The sequence below is a fragment of the Polaribacter tangerinus genome (genome assembly GCF_038024095.1).
Classification (GTDB): Bacteria; Bacteroidota; Bacteroidia; order Flavobacteriales; family Flavobacteriaceae; genus Polaribacter; species Polaribacter tangerinus.
This window is the reverse complement of sequence record NZ_CP150668.1, coordinates 1468133-1487141: the sequence shown is the minus strand read 5'-3', so window position 1 is coordinate 1487141 and position 19009 is coordinate 1468133. Positions and strand designations below refer to the sequence as shown.

Sequence of the window (19009 nt, the reverse complement as noted above, 5' to 3'; positions counted from 1 at the left end):
CTTTATGTTTGCATTAAAGAAATACCTAATATGAAAAAACATATTTTATTATTTACCTTACTTATAACGGGCGTTTTTAATGCTCAAGTTCAGGGGACAGTTACAGATATTAAAGGAGAACCACTACCATTTGTAAGTGTTTATTTAAACAATACAATTACCGGAACGACTACAAATGATAATGGAGACTATATTTTAAAACTACAAAAAGCAGGAAAATACACAGTTGTTTTTCAGTTTTTAGGATATACAACTTTAAAGAAAGAGATAGTAATTACTAAATTTCCTTTTAATTTAGATGCCGTTTTAAAAGAAGAAAACGTACAGTTAAATGAAATTACTATTTCTACTAAAGACAATCCTGCAAATAGAATTATAAGAAATACCATTGCAAATAAAGATATTAACACAAACAAATATGCCAATTATACTGCAAAGTTTTATTCGAGAGGTTTAACAAGAATAAAAGATGCTCCAGAAAAATTTTTCGGACAGTCTACGGGAGATTTTGGTGGAGGTTTAGATTCTACAAGAAGTGGAATTATTTATTTATCGGAAACTTTTTCTGAAATATCGTATCAAAAAAAACCAAAAAGATTTAAAGAAAGAATTGTAGCTTCTAAGGTTTCTGGGCAAGACAATGGTGTAAGTTTTAACAGAGCAGAAGATTCAAATATAGATTTATACCAAAATACAATAGCTGTTTTTAACGATATAATTTCACCTATTTCTATCAATGCTTTTTCATATTATAAATATAAATTAGTAGGAACTTTTTACGATAAGAATGGCAAGTTAATTAATAAAATACAGTTAATTCCTAAACGAAAAGGAGCCCGTGTTTTTGAAGGATTTGTTTATATTGTAGAAGACGATTGGGCACTTTATGGAGCCGATTTATCTACCACTGGCGCACAAGTAAACATTCCGATTGTAAATTCGTTAAAGCTTAAACAAGGGTATAATTATTCCGATAAAATAAACGCATGGGTTTTAATTAGTCAGGTAATAGATTTTGATATCTCAATTTTCGGATTTAAGCCTAACGGAAAGTTTTCTTACACTTATTCCGATTATAATTTTAAGCCAAATTTTTTAGAAGGTACTTTTACTAATGAAGTACTTTCTTTTGAAAAGAATGCTACAGAAAAAGACAGTGTTTTTTGGAACAAATTAAGGCCAGTGGCTTTAACACAAGAAGAGGTTGAAGACTACAAAATAAAAGATAGTATAAAAACACTAAGAAAGTCTAAAAAGTATTTAGACTCGATAGACGCCAAAGGAAATAAGTTTGGTTGGTCAGATCCTATTACAGGATATTCTCATAGAAATTCTTATGAAAATAAAACGTTTTCTTACAACGGACCTTTATTTAATTCAGGTTTTAACACCGTACAAGGATTTTATTCTTCTGCAGGATTTAGCTATTTTAAGCAATTAAACAAAAAAGGAAAATGGTGGAATGCTAGTGTTGATGTAAATTATGGTTTTTCAGAAAAAAAAGTAAGACCCACTTTTTATTTTAACAAGAAATGGGATAATTTGTCGAAACCAAGATTGGCAATTTCTGGAGGAATTACTACAGAACAGTTTAATAGCAGAGAGCCAATAATGAACTTAAATAATACAATAGCGTCTTTGTTTTACAGGTTAAACTTTTTAAAAATTTATGAAAAAACCTTTGCAAGAATTGGCTACTCCGAAGAAATTAGAAACGGAGTTTATCTTTCGTCATCATTAGAATATGCCAAAAGAACGCCACTTTTTAATACTTCAAATTATTCTTTTGCCAAACAAAGCGTTAATGGCTACACATCTAACAATCCGTTGGCTGTTTCAGATTTTACCAATCCTGCTTTTAACGAGCACACAATTGCTACCTTAAATGTAGGTACTACCATTATTTTTTCACAAAAATATATTTCGTATCCAGACAGAAAACAACGTGAAGGAAATAGTAAATACCCAACACTATCTTTAAATTATAGAAAAACATTTGGTGCAGAAAATACTAATTTAAATTCCGATTTACTGGTAGCTAATATTCGTCAAGATATCAACACAGGAATATATGGTAACTTTTCTTATCACTTAAGAGGAGGTGCTTTTTTAGAGAAGAAAGATATTGCTTTTATGGATAAGCTTCAAGCAAACGGAAACCAACTGTTATTTCCGATAGATAGAACATTAAATAGTTTTAATCTGTTAGAATATTACAAGTTTTATACCAATGATAAATATGCAGAAATGCATGTAGAACATAACTTTAGAGGGGCTTTTTTAGGAAAAATACCACTGTTAAACAAGTTAAATTTTCACCTAGTAGCAGGAGGAAAAGCCTTATTTATGGCAGATAAAAAACCGTATACAGAGTATTCTGTAGGTCTTGCAAATGTAGGTTTTGGAAAATGGCGTTTTTTGCGAGTAGAATATGTAAAAGCTACTTATGGTACTTTCACAGAAAATGGATTTGTTTTTAGAATAAATCTCTTTTAATTATTTTTGATGTATGAATGTAACTGTTTTGTTTTTTGGAATAACCACAGATTTGGTAGAAACTTCAGAAACTGTTTTCTCTTTAGATAAAAAAGTTACTGTAAAAGATTTTAAACAACTCTTAATAGAAAAATACCCAAATCTCACCAACCTTACAACCTATGCAATTGCCGTAAATGAAGCGTATGCAACAGATAGTATTTTACTAGCCGATGGTGATGTTGTTGCTGTAATTCCGCCAGTTAGCGGAGGATAGATACTTTTTTATATAGTAAATTGTTACTGTAAGTATTTTTTATCAACATAAAAAGTTCCAAAAGGCAAAATAGACGCTAAAAGAACAATTACCATATCCTTAAAATTCCATTTCATTTGTTTTTGGATAACAATTGCCAATACAATGTATAACATAAAAAGAATTCCGTGTGGCATTCCTAACATTTTTACATAAGAGTCGTTTCCTTGAAAATATTTTATTGGTACAGCAACAAACAAAAGCAATAAGTACGAAATGCCCTCTAAGAAACTTACAATTCTAAATATGTTTTTCATAATTTTTAGATAAAAAATAGTAATTACAAGATGTAGTTAACAAGAAGACAAAAATACAAATTTGTTTTGCTATTTTTGTTGTTATATGCAGCGAACTTCCATTAAAATAACGTTAAATAAATTAGATTTACAGGCTTGCTATCGTTTTGTAGATGATGCAACATGTGGAGGAATTGTAGCCTTTGTTGGCACTGTTAGAAACGACACCCATGGTAAGGAAGTTAAAAAGTTAGCGTTTTCTACATATAAACCAATGGCAATAAAAGAAATGCAAAAAATTGCTACGCTAGCATTAGAAAAATTTTCCATTCATAAAATTGCTATTCATCATGCAGAAGGCACCTTGTTTATTGGAGAAATTCCCGTAATTATTACGGTTTCTGCCAAACATAGAAAGGCCGCTTTTGAAGCCTGTGAATTTGCTATAGGCACTTTAAAGGAAACAGTTCCAATCTGGAAAAAGGAGTATTTTTCTGATGGTGATGTGTGGGTAAATGCACACCCATAATTCCTAAAAATCTTTTTAGGGTAGTTTACGCTACTTTTCCAAATCTATTTTGCATCCATAGATAAAATTGCATTCCAAACATTAGTGCTCCAGCCATTAAATGAATAGCTTGTGTACCAATAGGAATTGCGGCATAATACATTAAAATTCCTGTAATTGTTTCTAAAAAGATTAAGAATACAATCCAATTAACCAACTTATAGCCTAGATTTTTAACTTGATTAAGATAAAATAACCCTAAATTGACAAGTACAATAGCAATTGTAAAAGATCTGTGGAAGTAGAATTTAAAACTAGGATTCATTAAACTATGGTTTTTGTTTTCGAAACCAAATAATTTTACCTGCTCATCTATAAACTGCCGAACTTGAGTTCCCATAGCAATTTGAATTAAAGAAAAAACAACCGACACAATAAGTAAGGTGTTAAAAGTTTTGTTGTATTTGAAGGTTTTTTTGTTAGAAACAATAAACTTTAGGGCAAGTAAAAGAGCAATAATTATAAGACCCACCACCATATGAATAGTAATAGTAGTTGGGTTTAAGTTGCTGTCTACTACTGTTTTTCCTAACCATGCCTCGAAAAGCATTAACAAAAATGCTAAGGAAGCTAATATTGGAATTCTTGTATCTTTTTTTCTATTTTTAAAAGCACCGTATATTAAAAAAAGAAACACAAAACCAGCTAATACAGAAACAAGTCTATTTATATATTCTGTCCAAGTATGAAACTTGTTAAACTTATTGTAGTCGTGCTTTGTATATGCCGACCAGTTTTCGGGATTAAAATTTGCGCCAGACTCTATGGCGTGATCTGCTACATATAAGGTTTCCTCTCTTATAATGATAATACCTTTTTTATAAGAGGTATTGGGTTTCCAGGTAATTTGATCTTCAGAGGTTGGAGGAATGTAATAGCCAAAACATTTTGGCCAATCTGGGCATCCCATTCCCGAGCCTGTCATCCGTACGACAGAACCTGCTAAAAAAATTAAATACACCGAAATTATAGCAACTTGAACAATTTTTGGAAACCTACTTTTCATTATAAATAATTTGTTACAAAGATACTTCAAAAATAAATCAACAAAAATAATTTTCTGGTTTCTTGGTTATGTTTACAAAATCTAAATAGGTTCTTTTTTTAAATAAAAAGGATCCTTTATTATCATTCAAAAAGTAAGTTTGTGCATTGTAAGCTATAGCAACAAATGGTCATTTTTTAACGAATTAATCAATTGATTTGCAATTAATTAAAAAAATGTTAAAATTTTATAATCTTCGAAAAAAAGTGCTTTTTGTTAAAAACTTCAAGGCAAATGTGAATAACTATGACTTTCATTTTGGAGCAAAAATTCTAATCTTTGTTACAAGCTTATATTAATCATTTAATACCCCTGTCTGTCGTGGAAATTACACAAATTATCAAAAGAGATTCTGAAACGAGTATTTTCGAATTAGAAAAAATTACAAAAGCCATCGAAAAAGCGATGCTTTCTGTAAATAATGGTACAAGAAGAGATGCAGTAGCCATCGCAAACATTGTAAACGGAACTTTATTGGAAAGGAAGTTAAAAGAACCCGATTACACGCCCACGGTAGAACAGGTACAAGATATTGTAGAATTTAAGTTAATGGATAGTCCGTTTCATGATGTTGCTAAAGCCTACATCTTATACAGAAACGAACAAAGCCGTATTAGAAAAAGTAATATTTTCGAAAAGCGCTTAAACTTAAAGCCATACGACTATCCAGCCTTAAATGAGTATGTAGATGCTATTAGACACTCATACTGGATTCACACAGAATTTAATTACACAAGCGATATTCAAGATTTTAAAGCTACACTAACAGAAGTAGAAAGAAGTGCTATAAAAAATACGATGTTAGCAATTTCTCAAATAGAAGTTGCAGTAAAAACTTTTTGGGGAGACATTTATAAAAAAATGCCAAAACCAGAAATTGGTGCCGTTGGTTCTACTTTTTCAGAAAGTGAAGTTCGTCATCATGACGCATATTCTCATTTATTAGAAATTTTGGGTTTAAACAATGAGTTTAAAAACTTAAAGAAAAACCCTGTAATGATGCGCCGCGTAAACTATTTAGAACGTGCATTAAAAAATGTAAATAGCGAGGATAACAAAGAGTTTTCAGAGTCTATAATATTGTTTTCTTTATTTATAGAGCATGTATCATTGTTTTCTCAGTTTTTAATTATCATGGCATTTAACAAGCATAAAAATGTGCTTAAAGGAATTTCTAATGTTGTAGAAGCAACCTCTAAAGAAGAGCAAATTCATGGAGATTTTGGTATCGACTTAATTAAAATTATCAAAGAAGAAAATCCAGAATGGTTTGATGAAGACCACAGTTTAATTGTACAAGAAACTTGTAAAGAAGCATATTTGTCTGAAAGTAAAATTATTGACTGGATTTTTGAAAATGGAGAATTAGACTTTTTACCTAAAAATGTTATTAAAGAATTTATAAAAAATAGATTTAACAACTCTTTAGGAAGTATTGGTATTCCGAAAATATTTGATGTTGATGAAGAATTATTGGCTCAAACAGATTGGTTTGATGATGAGATTATAGGAACCAAGCACGGAGATTTCTTTGTAAAAAGATCTATTAACTACAGTAAAAGAACAAAAAGTATAACTAGCGACGATTTATTTTAGACTATGAACCAGAACGATACAAAAACAACAGAACTTACAGCACACGAACAATTAATTCAAGCAAGAAACGCCGCTAGAAAAGAGATGCTGAAAAACAATGAAGACCCAGAAATTACTTGGTTAACAGAAAATAGCCGTAAATTTTTAGAATCGGGTTATTTAACTAAAGATACAACACCAGAGCAAAGAATACGCGAAATTGCAGATAATGCAGAACGTATTTTAAAAATAGACGGATTTTCAGATAAATTTTACAAGTACATGGCAGCGGGTTATTATTCGTTGGCGTCTCCGGTTTGGTCTAACTTTGGTAAAAAAAGAGGTTTGCCAATTAGTTGTTTTGGTTCTCATGTAGCAGATGATATGGGAGATATTTTATTCTCTCAATCAGAAGTAGGAATGATGTCTAAACTAGGTGGAGGTACTTCGGGTTATTTTGGTAAACTTCGCGAAAGAGGAGCTGAAGTAAAAAACAATGGTTCGTCTTCTGGATCAGTACATATTATGCAACTCTTCGAAAAAATGGTAGATGTTGTAAGTCAAGGTTCTGTTAGAAGAGGTCGTTTTTCCCCATATTTACCAGTAGATCATCCAGATATTAAAGAGTTTTTAGAAATTGGAACAGAAGGAAACCCTATTCAAGAGTTAACTCATGGTGTAACTGTTGGTAACCAATGGATGGAAGAAATGATTTCTGGAGATGTAGAAAAAAGAAGTATTTGGGCAAAAATTTTACAGCGTAGAGGAGAAATAGGATATCCATATATTTTATTTAGAGATAACGCAAACAATGGTACGGTAGATGTTTACAAAGACAAAAAGCATGAAATTTATGCAAGTAACTTGTGTACAGAGATTATGTTACCATCTAATGACGATTGGTCTTTTGTTTGCTGCTTATCATCAATAAACTTATTACATTATGATAAGTGGAAAGATACTGACGCTGTAGAAACACTAACGTATTTCTTAGACGCTGTAATGGAAGAGTTTATTACTAAGTTAGAGGTTTATAAAGATTCTGATAATAGAGATGACCAGTTTACATTCCGTTTTATGGAGAAAGCTTACAACTTTGCTAAAGACAACAGAGCTTTAGGTTTGGGCGCTTTGGGTTGGCATTCTTTATTACAGTCTAAAATGTTGGCTTTTGATAGCCCAGAAGCTTACGAACTCAATAGCGAAATCTTTAAATTGATTAAAGAAAAGTCGTACAAAGCATCTGAAGAAATGGCAGTTAAATATGGTGAGCCAGCAATTTTAAAGGGTTATGGTAGAAGAAACACTACTTTAAATGCTGTTGCACCAACAACATCATCTGCTTTTATTTTAGGTCAAGTTTCTCAAGGAATTGAGCCAATATGGTCTAATATTTATGTAAAAGATATTGCTAAAATTAAAACGACTATTAAAAACCCTATTTTAGAAAAAGTTTTAGAAGAAAAGGGGATGAACACAAAAGACGTTTGGAGAAGTATTAGAGACAACGATGGTTCTGTACTACATTTAGACTTTTTAACTGAAGCAGAAAAAGATGTGTTTAGAACTTATTCTGAAATAGACCAAAAAGTAATTGTATATCAGGCAGCGAACAGACAAAATCATATCGATCAAGGTCAGTCTATCAACATTATGGTGCATCCAGATATGCCAATTAAAGAAGTGAATGATGTATATATTACAGCATGGAAATTAGGTGTAAAATCGATGTATTATCAACACAGTATGAATGCAGCACAGAAATTTAAACAAAAGAAAGAATGTGCAAGTTGTGAAGGATAATGGTTCTATACAGTAAAACAAAAAAGTCCTTTTTAAAGGACTTTTTTTGTTTTATATACTTTTGTGAATTTTATATTCCTAAAATTAATTTAGCAATCATAAAATAGATTAAAATTCCGAAAATATCATTCGAGGTTGTTATAAATGGTCCTGTTGCAATTGCAGGATCTATACCTCTTTTATTTAAAAATAAAGGCACAAAAGTACCAATAAGACCTGCAATAATAATAACAACTACTAAAGATACAGAAATTGCCATTGCAAGGTCTAGTTTACCTTGATAAGCCCAAACAAAAAGAAATAAAAATAAGGCTAAAATAATACCGTTTAATGCAGCTAATAGCATTTCTTTAAAAAGTCTACTATTAATACTTCCTTTTACATCATCATTTGCCAAGCCTTGTACAATAATTGCAGAAGATTGTACCCCAACATTTCCTGCCATAGCAGCAATAAGTGGTGTAAAGAAAAACAGTGTTGCATATTTTGCAAAAACACTTTGAAAGCCTTCCATAATAATAAAAGCACCAACCCCTCCAATTAAGCCAAGAAAAAGCCACGGTAAACGTGCTTTAGTAAGTTGTAAAATACTATCATCAGAGTCTACATCTTGAGTTAAACCAGCTGCCATTTGGTAATCTTTATCGGCTTCTTCTTTTAAAACATCAACAATATCATCAATAGTAATTCTACCTAATAAAACATGGTTTTTATCTACAACGGGTATGGCTTCTAAATCGTACTTTGCCATAATTTTTGCTACCGTTTCATCCTCTTCATCTACCATTACAAAATCTACAGTGTCTTTAGCAATGTCGGCAATTTTTTGGTCGGATTTTGCAATAATTAAATCTTTTAAAGAAAGTCTACCAACTAGTTTATCTTCTTTATTTACGACATAAATTGAGTGTACTCTGGTTACTTCTTTTGCTTGTCCGCGTATTCTACGCATACATCCAGCAACAGTCCATGTTTCATACACTTTTACCAATTCTTTAGCCATTAAAGCACCGGCGGTATTTTCTTCGTAAGACAGAAGTTCTTTAATATCGGCAGCTAAATCATCATCTTCTAGTGCATTTATTACTTTTTTCTGACGTTCTTCAGACAGTTCTCCAATAATATCTGCGGCATCATCGGTATCCATTTCGCCAACTTCATCTGCAATTTCTTGTGCAGACAAGTTTTCTAATATTTTTTCTCGAATATCTTCATCTAATTCTGTAAGAATTTCAGATGTTTTTTCACTGTCTAAAAGCTTAATGATATAAATTGCTTCTTCGAAATTTACTTCGTCTAAAACCTCTGCAATATCTGCAAAGTGAACCTCTGCAAATAATTTTTTTATTGCTGAATCATTTTTCTCATAGATGAGTCCGACAATTTTTTCTAGAAAATCTGCTGTAATTTCAAATGCCATCCTTTGCAATTTTTTTAGTCAATTCTATAAATTCTTCTACCGATAATTGTTCCGGTCTTTTTGCAAATATAGTAGCTTCTTTTAAAGAATCGGAAAGATTAAAAGATTTTAGGCTAGAACGCAACATTTTTCTTCGTTGATTAAAAGCTGTTTTAACAACTCTAAAAAATAGTTTTTCATCTACTGGAAGCGAGTAATCTTTTTTTCTAATAAGTCTTATAACGCCAGAATCTACTTTAGGCGGTGGGTTAAAGACGCTTGGCGGAACCGTAAAAAGGTATTCTACATCGTAGAAAGCTTGTGTTAAAACAGATAAAATACCATATATTTTACTGCCTTGTTTTTCTGCAATTCTTTGGGCTACTTCTTTTTGAAACATTCCGGCAAATTCTGGTACAAAATCTCTATTTTCAATTGCTTTAAAAACAATTTGAGTAGAAATATTGTAAGGGAAATTACCAATAATTGCTACCTGTTTGTTTGGAAATAATTGAAGTAAGTCTTTCTTTAAAAAATCTCCTTCTATTACTTCAAACTTGTCTTTTGAAGTAACTAGGTTTAATTGTTCTACCGGAAAAACATCATTTAAGTAAGCAATAGATTCTCGGTCTAATTCTATTACTGTTGTTTTCGACTTTCTTTGTAAAAGGTATTTTGTTAATACGCCCATACCTGGACCTATTTCTAAAATATTTTCGTATCCATTTTCTGTTAAGGTGTTTGCAATATCTTTTGCAATACCCTCATCGGTTAAAAAATGCTGACCTAAATGTTTTTTTGCTTTTACAGACAAAATACTTCTATTTATACTTTAGTTACAAAGGTACAGTTAAATTCGGCATAATTTTTGGATTAGTATTTTTTTTAAAAATCTATTTTATGAAAAAGAAATGTGTATTAACTGTTTTTGTAACCCTCTTATATTGCTTTCAACTTACTTCGCAAAACGGAAAATTAAATAGCGCAAAAAAAAGTTTAAACAGCTCAAATACTACTGCAAACACTAGTGTTTCTATTACAACCTCTAGAAATACTACAATTGTTTCAAATAATAATAGGTTTGCAGACGATATAGAAAATCCTTTTTTAAGAGCTGTTTGGTATGTTTTTGGGTATACTGTTTTTGCCGTATTTGTAGAGTCTCCTTGGGAAAAAGGCAAAAGAATGAGTGATGCAGAAATTGCTAATTATCCTTATAAAAAACCAAGTTACGGTAATTTTATTTACACAAATACAACCGATTATAATATTACTAGATTTGATATTTACAATCGTTTTTTGGTCGAAAACAAACAATTATATGGTAATAATTTAGGTGTAAATTTTCGGTTTTTAAAACGCTTTGCACTCGATGCGAATTATGTTGTTTTTAGAGAAAAGTTGGCTACTGATAAAACAAATTTCGAAATGTTTTCTTCATTATTAAAATATCATAGAGTTAGAACTCAGCGTTTCGATGCGTGGTTTGGTATTGGCTTTACCAGAGTTTTTAGTTCTGTAAATAAAACGAGAGCTTTATTTGGTTTTGGAGGAGAACTTTTTGTTACAAAACCCATAAGTATGGTTGCCTCTCATAAATGGGCAACAATGAATAATTTACCAGTAAATACTACAAAATTACTGTTAAAATATCATATAAAAAATTATCGAATAGCTGTTGGGTATGAAGGTTTTAAACTTGGCAAACCAAAAATAGAAGCTTTTTCTATTGGTTTAGAAGCTAGTTTTTAGTTTTTTCGTTTGCTGTAAGGCCTATAATTAGCAAACCAAAACCTAATCCGCAACAAAAACCACCAATAGTTTCTTCTGGCTCTACATTCCAATTGAAGTAGCTTATTACGGCGCCTAAAACAATTAGCAAAAGCCCTATAAAATTTATGATTTTACTGTTTTTTGCTAGAAAAGTGATGCTTTTATTGTTTTTTCGCAGTGGCATAATAGTTATTTACAATTTTTAATTCTGTTCTAAAAGCAAGCATTTTGTTGCCAAATTTTTGAGCCGCTTCTTGTCGTAAATCATCTGCATGCAATTTATAATAATTGTCTAAATCTTCTCTTGAGTTTGCAGAGTATTGAACAGAGTATGTAGTGCCTCCCATATCTTCATCAACTAAAACTTGGGTTAATTTTGCGGCTGTAAATTTACCGGTATCTAAAACTGCTGTAATATGAGATTCTATCCATAAAAGCCATTCTTTGTGAATATTTTCATCTATATTCATTGTTACATTGTAGATGTACATAATTTTATTATTTAAGTTTAAAGTGCGTCTCCTCTTAATTTTCTGTATTTCTTTCTGGCATCTACTAAGTAAATGCTAGCAGGAAAATCAAATAGTATTTTCTGATAATTATTTTTTGCTTCTTCTAAATTTTTTAAATTATAGTGATGTATTTCTGCAATCATAAAATAACAATCATCTGCTAAATAGCCCTCTGGATTAGTATTTATAATTTCTTGTAAGTTTTTAATTGCCAAATCATATTTCTTTTCTTCTAAAAGAATTTTTGCCATAAAATAAAGTACATCATCGTAAATTACTTTGCTAGCATCTAAACCATTTTTAAAGATATCATTGGGTTTAAATAATTTTTCAATTTCATCTAAAGCTTCTTTGTTTTTGTTTTGAAAAGCCAATAGTTCTGCATTTGCTAACTTTTTTAAGCCAGACGGAATACTATCTACAGGTTCATTGTCTGTAATTTTTAAAAATAAAGCTACTGCATCATTGGCAATAAGTTGTGTTGTAGCGCCTTTAAGCACTTTTAGTTGTGCTTTAGCCCAACTAAAATCTCCTTTAAAATAGCTAGTTTGTGCTACTTTAAAACGAGCTTCTTGTGCCAGTTCATCATTTTTTAGTTGCGTTTGCACTTGCGAAAAATAAATAAGTGCTTTATTATAGTTGCCTGTAAAAACTAAAATATCTCCTAATTTTAGCTTTATTCTTGCTTTATCAAATTTAGAATTGGCAAAGCGTATGGCATCTTCTAATATTTCCCTTCCTTTTTCTGGTTTATTTTCTGTAAAAGTTAAAAAGTCGGCATAGGCAATTTGCAATTTTAATGTTTCTTGATTAATGCCATATTCTTTAAATAACCTTAAAAATAGCGTATTTGTATCAGTATTATTATTAGCAATTGCAATTTTTGTTTTAAATAAATTACCTGCTATTTTATCTTCTCTGTATGGCGATTTTTCTATTACAAACTCAAAGCAACTGTTTGCTGTTTCATATTCTTTATTTTCAAAAGCTATTTTACCAAGCATAAAAATGGCACTTAAATCTTCTGGTTTTCTTTGAAACAGTGCTTTTTCTTGAACCAATGCTTTATCATACTCTTTTTGTTGGGTAAACAACCAGCTTAGTAAAAGATTCCAAACAGGTTTTGGTTTGCTTACAGATGCTTTTAATAAGGTTTTACGAAACAAAATATTAGCTTCGTTTTCGGCATCATCTGTTATATATTTACTAGTATATCTTTGTAAAAGGTTTACATATTCATTGTTGTTATCTACTAAATTAATATAAGATTCGAACATTTTTTTATAGTTTCCTTGTTCTCCGTAAATTTGAGCAATTTGAAAACTATAGTTGGCATTTTTATTAATAAGCATAGCTTTTTCGTACGCCAAAATTGCCTTGTCTAATAAATTATATTCTTTAAAAATCCTTCCAATAAGTCCGCCATAATTATTATTTGGAGCATTTTCTTTAAGTGAGTTTAGAGCTATTTCATAGTTTTCATTGGCTTTATCTAACAACTGCTGTTTTTGATAATTATACCCTAGATAAACATGTAAAAAGACCTGATTGCTATTGGTAGAAATTTTCTCTTTTAGTAATTTCTCTGCCAAGTTATAATTTTCAGTTTCTTGGTAGCAAGATAATAATCGAGAGAGATAAGAAGTATTAAAAGGACTTTTGTTATAAAGTTTCCTATAAAATTGTGCCGCCTTCTCATAGGCGCCTTCTCGGTAATAGTTTTCTGCTAAAAGATATTCGTTTTGAGTCCCTTTAGGATTGCTTTGAGCATGTAAAAAAAAGCTACATAGGGTAACGATAAGAATGAGCAGTTTTTTCATATAAAATCAAAGATAATTAACAATTTTGTTAAATAATTATTAAACCAATCTCTTTTTTTAGAATTAACAGTAACATTTTGGCATAAAAATTGTCTATTGTTTATATAGATGACAAAAATTAACCAAATTTTTACCGTATGAATTCACTTTATAAAAAACATCAAAACGCCAAAAGAAAGGCTATTTCTTTTATGAAAAACGGACAAATAAGTGCTTATTTAAATGCGCTTTTAGAAATGAATAAATACAAAAAATTAATGTTAGCAGTAATAGCTAATTAACCATTATTTAGTTGATGTATTCAAAGCCACAATAAGGTACTAAAACATCGGGTATTTTAATTCCGTTTTCTGTTTGGTAGTTTTCTAAAATTCCTGCCAAAACTCTAGGTAGCGCTAAAGAGCTACCGTTTAAAGTGTGAGCAAGTTCACTTTTACCATCACTATTTTTAAAACGTAACTTTAGCCTGTTTGCTTGAAATGTTTCAAAATTAGAGGCAGAACTAATTTCTAACCAACGGTTTTGGGCTGTAGAAAATAGTTCAAAATCGAAAGTTAAAGCAGATGTAAAGCCAGTATCTCCACCGCAAAGGCGTAAAATTCTGTAAGGTAATTTTAGTTCACGTAAAATTCCTTTAATATGTTCCACCATATCATTTAGTGCATTGTAAGAATTTTTTGGATGTTCAATTCTTACTATTTCTACTTTATCGAACTGATGCAATCTATTTAAACCTCTTACATGCGCACCGTAACTACCAGCTTCTCTTCGAAAACAAGGTGTGTATCCGGTAGCAGTTATAGGAAAGTCAGATTCTTGTAATAAGTTATCACGAAACATATTGGTAATTGGTACCTCTGCTGTAGGTATTAAATATAAATCGTCTAGGGCGGCGTGGTACATTTGCCCTTCCTTATCTGGTAGTTGTCCTGTTGCTGTTGCAGATGCTGCATTTACAAGATGTGGAACTTGATATTCTTTGTAGCCTGCAGCAATATTTTTGTCTAAAAAATAGTTGATTAAGGCGCGTTGTAATCGAGCACCTTTTCCTTTATAAACAGGAAAACCAGCGCCTGTAATTTTAGTTCCTAGCTCAAAATCTATAATGTCATATTTTTTTGCTAATTCCCAATGTGGCAAAGCATCTTTTGCTAAGTTAGGAATATTGCCTTCAGAGAAAACAATTTCGTTATCTTCATCAGAGTTTCCCTCTTTTACAGAACTGTGAGGTATGTTTGGTATTTGATATAGTAAGTTTTGAAGTGCGTCTGAAAAACCAGATAACTTTTCAGAGAGCTCTTTAGATTGTTCTTTTAGGGCGGTTGTTTTTTGTTTCAAAAGAGTTGCTTTTTGCACTTCTCCACTTTTAAAAAGCCCGCCAATTTCTTTAGACAATTTGTTAGATTCTGCTAAAATATCATCAAGAAAAACTTGGGTTGCTCTTCTATTTTCATCTGTAGTTAACACTTTTTCAACCAAAACTTCTGCTTCTTGAAAATTACGTTTTTTCAAGCCTTCTAAAACGGCTTCTTTGTGCTCTCTAATAAATTGTACTTGTAACATATTTAAAAAATTATGAACTGCAAATATATAGTTTTAGACGTGTTTTTAATAAAATTTTATAGAATAAAAAAACAATCAATATTCTTTTAAAACAATCAAATTTTACTCAATTAAATAGTTGTTTAATTGCTAATTTCTAGTTTTTTAGAAATGTAATTTCTTGCAAGTTGCTCATCTTTTTTTAGTTGAAGAGTAAGCGCTTCGATACTATTAAATTTTTGTTCATCTCTTAAAAAATAAAGCAATTGTACTGTAATGTGTTTCTGATAAATGTTTTTATCAAAATCAAAAAAGTGAACTTCAATAGTTTGATGATTACCATTTATTGTTGGTCGGTAACCAATATTCATCATTCCAAAAACCACCTTATTATTTATGTTCGCTTTTACAACATAAACGCCTGTTTTAGGAATTAATTTATAGCTTTCTTTAATAGCGATATTTGCAGTAGGAAAGCCAATTTTACCTCCTAATTGTTTACCATTTTCTACCTTTCCATTAAGCATAAAAGGATACCCTAAAAAATGATTTGCAGTTGCAAGATTACCGTTATTTAAAGCAGTTCTAATTTTAGTAGAACTTACAGAAACATTATCAATATCTTGCGCCGGAATTTCTTCTACAGTAAAATTATATTGTTTGCTATAAGCGGTTAATTGCGCAATATTTCCTTCTCTATTTTTACCAAAATGATGGTCGTAACCAATAATCAATTTAGAAATATGAAATTTTTTAACCAGTATATTTTCGACAAATTCTAAGGCTGTTGTTTTAGAAAACTCTTCACTAAAAGGATGAATGATTAAATAATCCAAACCTATTTTTTCTAACAAGTTTGCACGTTCATCAATAGTATTTATTAAAGCAATTTTGGCGTTTTTTTGTAAAACCATTCTTGGGTGTGGAAAAAACGTTAGAAGAACACTTTTTTTTCCTGCATTTTTGGCTTCAGCAACAAGTTTTTTTAGTATTTGTTGATGCCCAAAATGAACACCATCAAAAGTACCAATGGTTACAAATGTTTTTTCTGTAGTAGAAAAGTTTGAAATAGAATTTATACGTTTCAAAAAAACAGACTTTTTAACTACAAATGTACAACAACTAAACCTTTTTTTATTAAAAAAACAACATTCTATCTATTGTAGTATTTGTTTTTTAGCACAGCTTATTTTACTTAAAGTTCAAAATAAAACATGAAATAATTGACATTTGAAAAAAAATTGTATTTTGCATATAGTTAACAAATTAATTCAAATTATGATAAAAAAGATTTTATTACTTGCATTTATTGCGTTCAGTAGTTTTACAATGGTTGCGCAAACCACTGTTACTGGTACAGTTAAAGATGCAAAAACAGGCGAAACGCTTCCGGGAGCCAACATTAAAATTGAAAACAAAGCAGTAGGAACAACAACAGATTTTGATGGAAATTTTGTTCTGAAAGTTTCAGATACCCCACCTTTTAACATAGAAATATCTGTTTTAGGATATAAAATGGAAAAAGTAGCGATTACAAAAAACAACCAAAAGTTAGTAGTTTCATTAACAGAAAACGAAACTTCTTTAGATGAAATTGTAGTTTCTGCTTCTAGAACTCCAGAACGAATTATGGAGTCTCCAGTTACCATAGAAAGAATGGATTCTAGAGCAATTAAAAACACCTCTGCTCCGTCTTTTTATGATGGCTTAGAAAATTTAAAAGGAGTTGATGTAAACACAAACAGTTTAACATTTAAGTCTGTAAACACTAGAGGTTTTGCCACCTTTTCTAACACGCGTTTTATGCAGTTAGTAGATGGTATGGACAACTCTTCTCCAGCATTAAACTTTGCTTTAGGAAACTTATTAGGAATGTCTGAATTAGATGTAAATACAGTAGAATTATTACCAGGTGCTTCTTCGGCATTATATGGTGCAAACGCATTTAATGGTATTATGTTTATGACGAGTAAAAATCCTTTTAACGATCAAGGAATAAGTGTTTCTTTAAAAGGAGGAATTACAAGTCAGGAAGCTGGTGGAAACAACGAGTTTACCGATTTTAATATTAGAATGGCATATGCTTTTTCAGACAAATTTGCAGCAAAAGCAACTTTATCTGTCTTAGAAGGTACGGATTGGTTTGCAACAGATTACAGAAATACCAACGGAGATGAATACATAGCAGGAACCAGAGAAACAGATAATGATTACAATGGTGTGAATGTTTATGGTGATGTTGCCGCAACAGACTTAGGAGGTACAATTGGTAGAATAAGTAGAACCGGTTACAACGAAAGAGATTTAATGGATTATGGCGTAAGCAGTGTTAAATTTGGTGGTTCTCTTAACTATCGTCCTTTCGGAGACGATCGTTTAGAAGTTATCTGGAACTCTAAAATTGGTACTGGAGATACACAGTATTTAGGAGGACAAAAGTATAGCATTCAAAACTTTTTAATGCAACAACACAAATTAGAAGTAAAAGGTAAAAACTTCTTTGTAAGAGGATATACAACTAGCGAAAATGCTGGTGACTCTTACAACACTTTGTTTGCTGCATTAAACATTAACAGAGCATGGAGCTCAGACCAAAACTGGTTTACCGAATATGCAGGTGCATATTTATCTTCTGGTTCTCATACAGCAGCAAGAGCTTTTGCAGACAGAAACCGATTAATACCTGGTACAGCAGCTTTTGAACAAGCATTTAACAAAATAACTTCAGACCCAGACTTAATTACTGGGGCAAAGTTTAGAGATGAAACTAAATTGTACCATGCAGATGCAAACTACAATTTTCAGGACCAAATAGAATTTGCAGAAATTCAGGTTGGTGGTTCTTACAGACGTTATTCGCTAAACTCTTTCGGTAACATTTTTACTGATGCAGACGGGCCAATTAACTACGATGAATATGGAATTTATACGCAAGCACAAAAGAATTTCTTAGAAGAAGATCGTTTAAAAGTTACTGCTTCTATTCGTTATGACAAAGCACAAAACTTTAAAGGAAACTTTTCGCCAAGAATCTCTTTTGCTTATGCAGGTGGAGAAAATAAGAATCAGAACTTTAGAGCTTCTTTTCAAACAGGTTTTAGAAACCCAACAACACAAGATCAATATATTGGATTAGATGTAGGAAACGCTATTTTATTAGGTGGTGTAGAAGACAATTTAGATAGATATAGTACAACATTTACAGATAATACAGACGGTCAAACATACACAATTACTGGTAGAGATGCATACAACAATGCATTTACGGTTGCTAGTGGAGGTACTCAAAAAGCAAATGTAGATTTTGTAAAACCAGAAAAAGTAACCGCTTTCGAAGTTGGGTATAGAGGTTTGGTAAACACAGTAAACACCAAAAGATTGGTTATAGATTTAAGTGTTTACTATAATCAATACGAAGATTTTATTGCCAATACCAACGTAATTGTGCCTTACAATACTACTGGTGGAGCAAAAATATTTCAATTATATACAAACTCAACTGCAGATATAAGTTCTTATGGTGCAACAATTGGTTTAAATACAAAAATATTTAATGGTTTTGATGTTGGATTAAATTATACCTACGCAAAATTTGATTTCGACCAAGCTGCAAACCCAGATTTTGAGGCAGGTTTTAACACACCAGAACATAAACTAAAGTTTCAGTTTGGTAAAACTAATTTATTTAAAAACTTCGGCTTTAACTTTAATGCAAGATGGCAAGATGAGTACCGATGGGAATCTACTTTTATAGATGGTACTATAGAAGAAAGAATTGTGTTAGATGCACAAATAAATTACGCAGTTCCTTCTATGAAATCGGTATTTAAGTTAGGAGGTTCTAACTTAACAGGACAAGAGTATTTAAGTGCTCCTGGTGTTGGTGCAATAGGTTCTCAATATTACCTTTCTTGGACAATTAATAACTAAAAATAAACAGACAAC

17 protein-coding genes are annotated in these 19009 nt (G+C 31.1%); 8 read left to right on the top strand and 9 right to left on the bottom strand.

Annotation, left to right across the window (positions count from 1 at the left end; translation table 11 throughout):
* Positions 1-30: 30 nt before the first annotated feature.
* Positions 31-2496: a DUF5686 and carboxypeptidase regulatory-like domain-containing protein gene (locus WHD54_RS06505; RefSeq protein ID WP_088324211.1), complete on the top strand. Its 2466-nt coding sequence runs from the start codon at positions 31-33 to the stop codon at positions 2494-2496.
* A gap of 13 nt (positions 2497-2509) precedes the next feature.
* Positions 2510-2752 (top strand): molybdopterin converting factor subunit 1, encoded by a 243-nt coding sequence (gene moaD, locus WHD54_RS06500; RefSeq protein WP_088324212.1) that lies wholly within the window; start codon positions 2510-2512, stop codon positions 2750-2752.
* Between the two features lie 23 nt (positions 2753-2775).
* Here moaD and WHD54_RS06495 read toward each other — a convergent pair whose 3' ends face one another.
* Positions 2776-3048 carry a DUF3817 domain-containing protein gene (locus WHD54_RS06495; protein ID WP_088324213.1) on the bottom strand — a complete coding sequence of 91 codons (273 nt, stop codon included), beginning with the start codon at positions 3046-3048 and terminating at the stop codon, positions 2776-2778.
* A gap of 85 nt (positions 3049-3133) precedes the next feature.
* Between WHD54_RS06495 and WHD54_RS06490 the strand changes: the two genes are divergently transcribed.
* Positions 3134-3556: a molybdenum cofactor biosynthesis protein MoaE gene (locus WHD54_RS06490; protein WP_088324214.1), complete on the top strand. Its 423-nt coding sequence runs from the start codon at positions 3134-3136 to the stop codon at positions 3554-3556.
* A 25-nt stretch (positions 3557-3581) separates the two neighbouring features.
* On the opposite strand, the gene WHD54_RS06485 is transcribed toward WHD54_RS06490, so the two are convergent.
* Entirely contained in the window at positions 3582-4601 is a 1020-nt protein-coding gene (locus WHD54_RS06485) for a COX15/CtaA family protein (RefSeq protein ID WP_088324215.1), read from the bottom strand.
* Positions 4602-4961: 360 nt separating this feature from the next.
* Between WHD54_RS06485 and WHD54_RS06480 the strand changes: the two genes are divergently transcribed.
* Positions 4962-6236, top strand: a complete 1275-nt coding sequence (locus tag WHD54_RS06480) for a ribonucleotide-diphosphate reductase subunit beta (protein ID WP_088324216.1) — start codon at positions 4962-4964, stop codon at positions 6234-6236.
* Between the two features lie 3 nt (positions 6237-6239).
* Complete coding sequence (locus tag WHD54_RS06475) at positions 6240-8018, top strand: ribonucleoside-diphosphate reductase subunit alpha (protein WP_088324217.1); 1779 nt, start codon at positions 6240-6242, stop codon at positions 8016-8018.
* A 70-nt stretch (positions 8019-8088) separates the two neighbouring features.
* Here the strand turns inward: WHD54_RS06475 and mgtE are convergent, their stop codons facing one another.
* Both mgtE and rsmA read right to left on the bottom strand, forming a co-directional pair.
* Entirely contained in the window at positions 8089-9438 is a 1350-nt protein-coding gene (mgtE, locus tag WHD54_RS06470; protein ID WP_088324218.1) for a magnesium transporter, read from the bottom strand.
* On the bottom strand, positions 9428-10231 hold the full coding sequence (gene rsmA / locus WHD54_RS06465; RefSeq protein ID WP_088324219.1) for a 16S rRNA (adenine(1518)-N(6)/adenine(1519)-N(6))-dimethyltransferase RsmA: 804 nt from the start codon (positions 10229-10231) through the stop codon (positions 9428-9430). The genes mgtE and rsmA overlap by 11 nt, the downstream gene beginning before the upstream one ends.
* Before the next feature lie 86 nt (positions 10232-10317).
* Between rsmA and WHD54_RS06460 the strand changes: the two genes are divergently transcribed.
* The gene (locus tag WHD54_RS06460) at positions 10318-11169 is read left to right on the top strand and encodes a hypothetical protein (protein WP_088324220.1); all 852 of its coding nucleotides are present in this window, start codon (positions 10318-10320) and stop codon (positions 11167-11169) included.
* Here WHD54_RS06460 and WHD54_RS06455 read toward each other — a convergent pair.
* From WHD54_RS06455 to WHD54_RS06445, 3 genes are read right to left on the bottom strand one after another with little or no spacing between them, the layout of a single operon-like run.
* Positions 11159-11374: a hypothetical protein gene (locus WHD54_RS06455; protein WP_088324221.1), complete on the bottom strand. Its 216-nt coding sequence runs from the start codon at positions 11372-11374 to the stop codon at positions 11159-11161. The genes WHD54_RS06460 and WHD54_RS06455 overlap by 11 nt on opposite strands.
* The gene (locus tag WHD54_RS06450) at positions 11352-11681 is read right to left on the bottom strand and encodes a DUF4286 family protein (RefSeq protein WP_088324222.1); all 330 of its coding nucleotides are present in this window, start codon (positions 11679-11681) and stop codon (positions 11352-11354) included. The genes WHD54_RS06455 and WHD54_RS06450 overlap by 23 nt, the downstream gene beginning before the upstream one ends.
* Positions 11682-11698: 17 nt before the next feature.
* Entirely contained in the window at positions 11699-13522 is a 1824-nt protein-coding gene (locus tag WHD54_RS06445; protein WP_088324223.1) for a tetratricopeptide repeat protein, read from the bottom strand.
* A gap of 137 nt (positions 13523-13659) precedes the next feature.
* Between WHD54_RS06445 and WHD54_RS06440 the strand changes: the two genes are divergently transcribed.
* Entirely contained in the window at positions 13660-13803 is a 144-nt protein-coding gene (locus tag WHD54_RS06440; RefSeq protein ID WP_198943160.1) for a hypothetical protein, read from the top strand.
* A 7-nt stretch (positions 13804-13810) separates the two neighbouring features.
* On the opposite strand, the gene serS is transcribed toward WHD54_RS06440, so the two are convergent.
* Together serS and WHD54_RS06430 are read right to left on the bottom strand one after the other, a co-directional pair.
* Positions 13811-15085 carry a serine--tRNA ligase gene (serS, locus tag WHD54_RS06435; protein ID WP_088324224.1) on the bottom strand — a complete coding sequence of 425 codons (1275 nt, stop codon included), beginning with the start codon at positions 15083-15085 and terminating at the stop codon, positions 13811-13813.
* A gap of 122 nt (positions 15086-15207) precedes the next feature.
* Positions 15208-16152 carry a bifunctional riboflavin kinase/FAD synthetase gene (locus WHD54_RS06430; protein WP_088324225.1) on the bottom strand — a complete coding sequence of 315 codons (945 nt, stop codon included), beginning with the start codon at positions 16150-16152 and terminating at the stop codon, positions 15208-15210.
* Positions 16153-16342: 190 nt separating this feature from the next.
* Between WHD54_RS06430 and WHD54_RS06425 the strand changes: the two genes are divergently transcribed.
* Positions 16343-18994, top strand: coding sequence for a TonB-dependent receptor (locus WHD54_RS06425; protein ID WP_088324226.1), 2652 nt, complete (start codon positions 16343-16345; stop codon positions 18992-18994).
* Positions 18995-19009: the final 15 nt, after the last annotated feature.

Excerpts from the sequence above, each read along its gene's own strand:
- serS (WP_088324224.1), bottom strand. The coding sequence starts at position 15,085 with ATGTTACAAGTACAATTTATTAGAGAGCACAAAGAAGCCGTTTTAGAA.
- WHD54_RS06485 (WP_088324215.1), bottom strand. The coding sequence starts at position 4,601 with ATGAAAAGTAGGTTTCCAAAAATTGTTCAAGTTGCTATAATTTCGGTG.
- WHD54_RS06450 (WP_088324222.1), bottom strand. The coding sequence starts at position 11,681 with ATGTACATCTACAATGTAACAATGAATATAGATGAAAATATTCACAAA.
- WHD54_RS06490 (WP_088324214.1), top strand. The coding sequence starts at position 3,134 with ATGCAGCGAACTTCCATTAAAATAACGTTAAATAAATTAGATTTACAG.
- WHD54_RS06460 (WP_088324220.1), top strand. The coding sequence starts at position 10,318 with ATGAAAAAGAAATGTGTATTAACTGTTTTTGTAACCCTCTTATATTGC.
- WHD54_RS06475 (WP_088324217.1), top strand. The coding sequence starts at position 6,240 with ATGAACCAGAACGATACAAAAACAACAGAACTTACAGCACACGAACAA.
- WHD54_RS06505 (WP_088324211.1), top strand. The coding sequence starts at position 31 with ATGAAAAAACATATTTTATTATTTACCTTACTTATAACGGGCGTTTTT.
- WHD54_RS06455 (WP_088324221.1), bottom strand. The coding sequence starts at position 11,374 with ATGCCACTGCGAAAAAACAATAAAAGCATCACTTTTCTAGCAAAAAAC.
- moaD (WP_088324212.1), top strand. The coding sequence starts at position 2,510 with ATGAATGTAACTGTTTTGTTTTTTGGAATAACCACAGATTTGGTAGAA.
- WHD54_RS06495 (WP_088324213.1), bottom strand. The coding sequence starts at position 3,048 with ATGAAAAACATATTTAGAATTGTAAGTTTCTTAGAGGGCATTTCGTAC.
- WHD54_RS06440 (WP_198943160.1), top strand. The coding sequence starts at position 13,660 with ATGAATTCACTTTATAAAAAACATCAAAACGCCAAAAGAAAGGCTATT.
- WHD54_RS06445 (WP_088324223.1), bottom strand. The coding sequence starts at position 13,522 with ATGAAAAAACTGCTCATTCTTATCGTTACCCTATGTAGCTTTTTTTTA.
- mgtE (WP_088324218.1), bottom strand. The coding sequence starts at position 9,438 with ATGGCATTTGAAATTACAGCAGATTTTCTAGAAAAAATTGTCGGACTC.
- WHD54_RS06425 (WP_088324226.1), top strand. The coding sequence starts at position 16,343 with ATGATAAAAAAGATTTTATTACTTGCATTTATTGCGTTCAGTAGTTTT.